Annotated in this window: 6 protein-coding genes and 1 pseudogene; 2 read left to right on the forward strand and 5 right to left on the reverse strand. The window is 69.8% G+C overall.

What is annotated here, in order from left to right:
• Nucleotides 1-47: 47 nt before the first annotated feature.
• Nucleotides 48-317 (reverse strand): annotated as a pseudogene (locus tag AQJ64_RS51585) (aldo/keto reductase); the annotation flags it as partial.
• An 8-nt stretch (nucleotides 318-325) separates the two neighbouring features.
• On the opposite strand from AQJ64_RS51585, the gene AQJ64_RS49470 reads away from it, so the two are divergent.
• Complete coding sequence (locus tag AQJ64_RS49470) at nucleotides 326-595, forward strand: MmyB family transcriptional regulator (RefSeq protein WP_240512754.1); 270 nt, start codon at nucleotides 326-328, stop codon at nucleotides 593-595.
• A gap of 413 nt (nucleotides 596-1,008) precedes the next feature.
• Nucleotides 1,009-2,250 (forward strand): PP2C family protein-serine/threonine phosphatase, encoded by a 1,242-nt coding sequence (locus AQJ64_RS43150; protein ID WP_055635908.1) that lies wholly within the window; start codon nucleotides 1,009-1,011, stop codon nucleotides 2,248-2,250.
• A 248-nt stretch (nucleotides 2,251-2,498) separates the two neighbouring features.
• Here AQJ64_RS43150 and AQJ64_RS43155 read toward each other — a convergent pair whose 3' ends face one another.
• The 4 genes from AQJ64_RS43155 to AQJ64_RS51940 all read right to left on the reverse strand — a co-directional run bounded on the left by AQJ64_RS43155 (nucleotide 2,499) and on the right by AQJ64_RS51940 (nucleotide 5,844).
• Nucleotides 2,499-3,689, reverse strand: a complete 1,191-nt coding sequence (locus tag AQJ64_RS43155) for an HTTM domain-containing protein (RefSeq protein WP_055635907.1) — start codon at nucleotides 3,687-3,689, stop codon at nucleotides 2,499-2,501.
• Nucleotides 3,679-4,311: a DUF5819 family protein gene (locus tag AQJ64_RS43160; protein ID WP_055635906.1), complete on the reverse strand. Its 633-nt coding sequence runs from the start codon at nucleotides 4,309-4,311 to the stop codon at nucleotides 3,679-3,681. The genes AQJ64_RS43155 and AQJ64_RS43160 overlap by 11 nt, the downstream gene beginning before the upstream one ends.
• Nucleotides 4,312-4,531: 220 nt before the next feature.
• Nucleotides 4,532-5,650 (reverse strand): ice-binding family protein, encoded by a 1,119-nt coding sequence (locus tag AQJ64_RS43165; RefSeq protein ID WP_240512751.1) that lies wholly within the window; start codon nucleotides 5,648-5,650, stop codon nucleotides 4,532-4,534.
• A gap of 59 nt (nucleotides 5,651-5,709) precedes the next feature.
• Nucleotides 5,710-5,844: a hypothetical protein gene (locus AQJ64_RS51940; protein WP_276206685.1), complete on the reverse strand. Its 135-nt coding sequence runs from the start codon at nucleotides 5,842-5,844 to the stop codon at nucleotides 5,710-5,712.
• Between the last annotated feature and the right edge of the window lie 156 nt (nucleotides 5,845-6,000).

Consider the following 6,000-nt stretch of genomic DNA (forward strand, 5'->3'; position numbering starts at 1 on the left):
CCGACCTGCCCCGGGCCGTTCTCCTCCGGGCGGTGCCGCTGGTGCGGAGCCGCGACGGCCCTGACCTCGTCGACGATGCGCAGGTTGCGCTGGAAGTTGTCGCCCGTGGAGCGCGGGTTGGTCGTGCGCCAGTCGGCGTCGGCGATGCCGTCGGCGGAACGGATCCGACCGGTGAGGAAGCCGTGGCCGAGCGGCGGGTACGGAACGAAGCCGATGTTCAGCTCGCGCAGCTGCGGCAGGATCTCCGCCTCCGCATCCCGGGTCCACAGGGAGTACTCGGTCCGCAGAGCGGTAACGGGGTGGACGGCGTGCGCGCGAACTGTCGCTGCGCAGCGACACCTTCCGCCGACCGTGGGCCGAGCACGATGTCCTCGCCCACACCACCGGGAGCAAACGCCTCCACCACCCGCTCGTCGGCGACCTCACCCTCGAATACGTGGTCCTCGCCGTCGAAGGCGACCCCGACCAGACCCTCATCGTCCACACCCCGGAACCCGCTGGAGGACATCGCCGAGGCCCACGACCGGGTCGACGCGAGTGGCCCGGGGGACGGGTACTCGTCACCAACCCCGGTCAGGACGGCCGGAATGCGTGACCGTGCGGCCGGATCGTGGGCCCCATGTCCGGCCTCGGAGTCCCAGACCGCCTCCGTGGCCCGAGGGGGTCGCTCGCGGCGGCCATCAGGCACCCCCGGCGGTGACCGGCCTTGGGGGCGACATGCCGCCCATGGCGTAATCGGCTCGTTGGACCGGGCGGCGATGCAAGCCTGTGCCGGTCGGCGACGTCGTGCCACGCCGATCGCCGCTGCCTGCCGGATCGGCACCATGAGTCGGGGTGTTGAAGGCGCCGACGCCGTTTCCGGGCGGTACCGCCACGGACCGGCTGCGGTGCGACGGGGCCGGGACACCGGGCCGGGCCGCGTTCGCCGTCCCCCGCCTGGCGAACACCGCGTGTTCGCGGCCACCCCGATGAGTTCCCCATGCCCGTGACGAAGGGAAGCAGACAGCGATGACGGACGGTGGGCGGAAGCCGGGCAGGATCGGGGTGGACCGGTCGGAGGGGTTCGGCGAACGACTGCTGGGTGTGCTGCTGGACCGGGCCCACGAGATGCCGCCGGAGTTGATCGCCCCGCTCGTCGCGGAAGAGGTGGCCAGGGTCGGCGGGCGGGAGGTCTCCATCCTCCTCCAGGACTACGAACAGGTGCTGCTGGTGCCCCTGCCGGGCCGGAGGCTGAGGGTCGGCGGCCCCGAGCCGGTCGAGGGCTCCCCCGCCGGCGAGGCGTTCCTGAGCCGCACCACGGTGGAGGTGGCGCAGGACGGCCATGTGCGGATGTACCTGCCGCTCCTCGACGGCAGCGACCAGATCGGGGCGATGGCCGTCACCCTGGACAGGGTCGACGACGACGACCGGCGTCTGCTCCGCAGACTCGCCGGCCTGGTCGCGGACATGATCGTCACCAAGGACGCCTACACCGACCTGTTCTTCCAGGCCCGCCGCAGCGCCCCGATGAGCGTGGCCGCGGAGATCCAGTGGTCGTTGCTGCCTCCGCTGTCGATGACCGTTCCCCAGGTCGAGGTGGCCGGAATCCTGGAGCCCGCCTACGACGTGGCCGGCGACAGCTTCGACTACGCCCTCAACGGCGACATCCTGCACGTGGCCATGATCGACGCGATGGGCCATGGGCTGGATGCGGCGACCATGGCGACGGTGGCCATCGGTGCCTACCGCCACACGCGACGGGCCGCTACCGATCTGTCCCAGGTGTACGCGTTCATGGACCGGGCCATCAATGAGCAGTTCGGTCACGACCACTTCGTCACCGCACAGATGATGACCCTGAACATCGTCACCGGCCGGCTGCAATGGGTCAACGCCGGCCACCCGGCTCCGTTCCTGATCCGGGACCGCGCCGTCGTGGACCGGCTGGAGAGCCCGACCACGTTGCCGGTCGGCTTCGGCGGTGAGCAGCCGGTGGTCAGCGACCGGATGCTGCACCCCGGGGACCGGCTGCTGTGCTTCACCGACGGCCTGATCGAGGAGCACCAGGCGGGCGGGGAACAGTTCGGTGAGGAGCAGCTCATCGAGTGGACCGAACGGATCCTCCGCGACCGCACCGAGGTACGGGCCGTGGTGCGAGCCCTCTCCCACGCCCTGAAACACGAGCGTGGCGGCACCACGAGCGACGACGCGACCATCTTCCTCATCGAGTGGCGGGGCGGCGACGCCGACCACCTCACCGCCCTCGACTGAGCCCGCTACTGAGGCGACTGAGCCCGCGACGAGGGCCCGCCCGACCGGTCACCCCGCGGTGCGCCCCGACGCGGGACACCCGAGCGGGGCCGCGGGCACAACGGCCTGCGGCCCCGCCATGGCCGAGGAACCTCGCTTCGTCCTGCACGCGGTTCGGCGGGCGACGGACTCGGCCGCCACCGACGAGGGATCCCGGCGGGCGGGCGTCCGCTGCTCCGGCACGGCCGCAGCGCGGCGCGGTGTCCGACTCAGCTGGTCTTCGGGGGGACCCGGGCAGACGGGGGCTCGGTGGCGAGCGTGGTGTCCTTCCGGCCTGCCGGGAGTACGACCCGCTGCTTCGGGCCGAGTGCGCCGGGCCCGCCTTGCGCCGGTACGGTTCCGGATCCTGCCGCTCGTCCGGGGGCCGGCCGTCGGCTGCCCGTCCGCCGCGCCGCGCGTCGGCAGAGGTGGGGCAGGAAGGTGTAGAAGCGGTCGGGAAGGAACACGGCGTCCGCGACGATCATCGCGCCGGAGAAGAGAGGCAGGCCCATGAGCACCGCGATGCCGATGTGCATGCCCAGCAGCATGGTGAGAACGGGGTACTTGAGCCTGCCGAAGAGCACGAACGGGAAGGCGACCTGCAAGAGCACGGTCAGGTATCCGGCGATGGCGACCAGAAGCGTGTGCTCGTCCACGAAGTGGGAGAGTGCGGGCCAGGGCCGGAAGAGTTCGAGGTTCAGGACGTAGTGGAAAGCGGTGCCGCTGCCCCAGGAAGCGCCCTGGACCTTGTACAGGCCGGCTGATCCGTAGAGGAAACAGACCTGTGCCGCGATGACGAACATGCCGCAGTTGTGCACCACCGTGATCAAGGTGGTCCGGGCATCGCGGAGTTGCTGCGCGAAGAGGCTCCTCGTCGGTTCCGTCGTGTTCCCCGCACGCACCGCCTTCAGCCGGTATCTGCGCGCGTCCAGGGACCAGCGCCGGCCGCAGGCGGTGAGGACGAGGTAGAGGGCCATCAGCAGGATCAGATTGTCGCCCCCGTCCGTCATGAAGATCGCCCGGCCGTGGAAGGAGGTCACCACGACGGCGAAGAGGACGGACATGACACGGGTCCGCCAGCCCAGCATGAACAGAGCGGACGTGACGAGGGCCAGCCCATAGCAGAGCTCGAAGTAGGTACGGCTGTCGGACAGGGCCAGGATGCTGAACCAGCCCGTCTGCTCGAAGAGCTGGTGTGCCAAGGCGGGCGTCCACGGAGAGCCGGGACCCCAGATCTCGTCCCGGTGCGGGAACTCACGCAGCAGAAAGATCAGGTAGAGCAGCCCGTAGCCGATGCGCAGCACCGACACGGCGTACAAGGACACCGGTCGACCGGTCAGGAGGCCCCACGCGGCGGTGATCCGGCCGAGGAGCCATCGGTCGGTGCCGGAGAGCGCGGTCGTCTGCGCCTCACTTCGCATGGCGGGTCACCTTCCACCAGGGAAGAAGCCGGCTCTCGACCGGCGTCGACGGACGGCTGCCGACGCGGGTGCCGGGCGCGGCGACGGACACGGTGACGACGCGGAGCTGAACGAAGTCGAAAGTGCCGCCGTTGTGGGCGGCGACGCGGTCCGCGGCGATGTTGCTCAGGTACTTCTGCATCATCAGGGCGCGTTCCGTGCGCGACTCGTCGTCCCCTCCGTGCGAGTCGACGTAGCCGGCCCAGGCCCGACGCAACATGTTCTGGGCCGTGTGGCTCGGGAACACCTGGTGCTCGACTGCGGAACGGTCCACGGCGGTCAGGTCGAACCAGGGACTCACCTGAACCGATCCGCCGGAACCGGTGTGTGCGGTTCTTGCCAGAATCTTCCGGTTGACGGATTCGGGGTCCGGGGCGAAGAGCCGCCAGTTCTGTTCGAAGAAGGGGTACACCCATGCATTGATCAGCGGGCTGTATCTCCTGGAGACGGTGTTGGCCGGTGCCACGTGGAGGAACACCAGAATCACGTGGACGACACTCACCGCCAGGCACAGGACCACGGCGGTGTACAGCCCGGCTTTCCGTGCACGGGCGCCTCTCGGCAGCCCGGAGGGTGCGGCCATGGCGTCAGGACATTCCTGCGTGGCCGGACCGGAGTCGGACTGCTGGATTTCCTCCACGTCCGCTGCGTCAATTCCGCTCGACACCGCCTACCTGTCTTTCTCATATCAGCTGCTCGCGTCCGGCGTTTTCTGCTGACTGCCGCCGAAGGCGCGCGGCGGATTCGATGGGAATTCCGCCGCGCGCCGTCATCCGGTGAGCGGACTGGCCGCAGTGGGCCGGCTAGCCGTCGTAGCCCTCGGAGTGGTCGTTGCCCTCGTAGTCCTTGGGTGCCTCGTCGTAGCCGTAGTTCTCGTCGGGCTGCTTGCCGTGCTCGGGCTTGCCGTGCTCGGGCTTGTGGTGGTCGGGCCGGTGGTGGTCGGGCCGGTGGTGGTCGGGCCGGTGGTGGTCGGGCTTGACGGGCTGGAAGTAGGACCCGAGGTCCAGCTTGCCGCCGTGGCCCGGCCCGCCCGGCTTGCCGCCGTGGCCCGGCCCGCCCGGCGCGTGATCGTTCCCGCCGGTGCCGTTCCCTGCGGTGTTGCCCGCGGTGTTCCCGGTGTTCCCGGCGGTGTTGCCCGCGGTGTTACCGGACGTGTTGCCGGCGACGTTGCCCGAGGTTCCGCCGGTTCCGACGATGGGTCCGCCCAGGACGCCACCCGTGACGACACCGCCGCCGAGGAGACCCCCGCTGGTGCTGGTGCCCGCGCTCGTTCCCGCGCTCGTTCCCGCCGACGTTCCACCAGCGGTGGAGCTCGCGCACCCGCCGAGGAAGACCCTGTTGTTGTTGAGGGTCACCGAACCCACCTGGGCCAGCAGCCGGCCCTCGACGTTCGTTCCCTGGTTCACGGTGATCGAGTTCCCGGCCATGAGGGTGCCCACGAAGCTGGTGGTGACGCCGAGCGACGCATCTTGGCCGATCTGCCAGAACACGTTGCACGGCGAAGCGCCGTTCGTGAGGAGGATCCGGCTGCTGGTCGCCGTCGTCAGGGATTCAGGGATCTGGAACACCCAGACCGCGTCGGCACTTCCCTGACCGTCCAGGACCAGGTCGCCGGTGATTCCGACACCGGCGAGGGCATGGTAGACGCCGGGAATCAGTGCCGGGCCTCCGCCGATTCCTGCCGGAAGCGCGAAGTCCTGCGCCTGGCCGGCGGCGTTGTTGTAGGCCACGAGCAGGTCGGCCTTGGCCTGGAGGGCCGCGGCGTCCGCAGCGTGCACGGCACCGCCCACCAGGCCGGGCGGGAACCCGGTGATGGCCGGGTTCGGGTGCGTCCCGAGGTCGTGGGCGAGCACCGAGTTGCCGGTGTTGGTGACTCCCTGACCCGCCAGAACGGAGTAGCTGGCGGTTGTGCCCAGAGGCACGGGCAACGCGATCGCCGACGCCGCCGTCGGCGTCACGGCGACCATCACAGCGGAAACCGTCACGGCGAGGGCCGCCGCGACGCCGCCGTCGGCGTCACGGCGACCATCACAGCGGAAACCGTCACGGCGAGGGCCGCGCCCAGCACGCCGGACAAAGTACGGCGGCGAGCTGCTTGCGGAATCTTCAGCTTCATCGAAAGGCCATTTCCTGTGGGGGCCGTGGCATACCGGGCCCTACCGATCACCCGGGAAGCCTTGTTGCTGCTGCCGCATATTACGCAGGGATATCCCTGCATTCGCATAAACGGGACGGAGGGGAATTACCTCTCAGGCGAACGGCGCACGGCACT

The sequence above is a fragment of the Streptomyces griseoruber genome, assembly GCF_001514205.1.
Lineage (GTDB): Bacteria > Actinomycetota > Actinomycetes > Streptomycetales > Streptomycetaceae > Streptomyces > Streptomyces griseoruber.

Excerpts from the sequence above, each read along its gene's own strand:
- AQJ64_RS43160 (WP_055635906.1), bottom strand. The coding sequence starts at position 4,311 with ATGGCCGCACCCTCCGGGCTGCCGAGAGGCGCCCGTGCACGGAAAGCC.
- AQJ64_RS51940 (WP_276206685.1), bottom strand. The coding sequence starts at position 5,844 with ATGAAGCTGAAGATTCCGCAAGCAGCTCGCCGCCGTACTTTGTCCGGC.
- AQJ64_RS43155 (WP_055635907.1), bottom strand. The coding sequence starts at position 3,689 with ATGCGAAGTGAGGCGCAGACGACCGCGCTCTCCGGCACCGACCGATGG.
- AQJ64_RS43150 (WP_055635908.1), top strand. The coding sequence starts at position 1,009 with ATGACGGACGGTGGGCGGAAGCCGGGCAGGATCGGGGTGGACCGGTCG.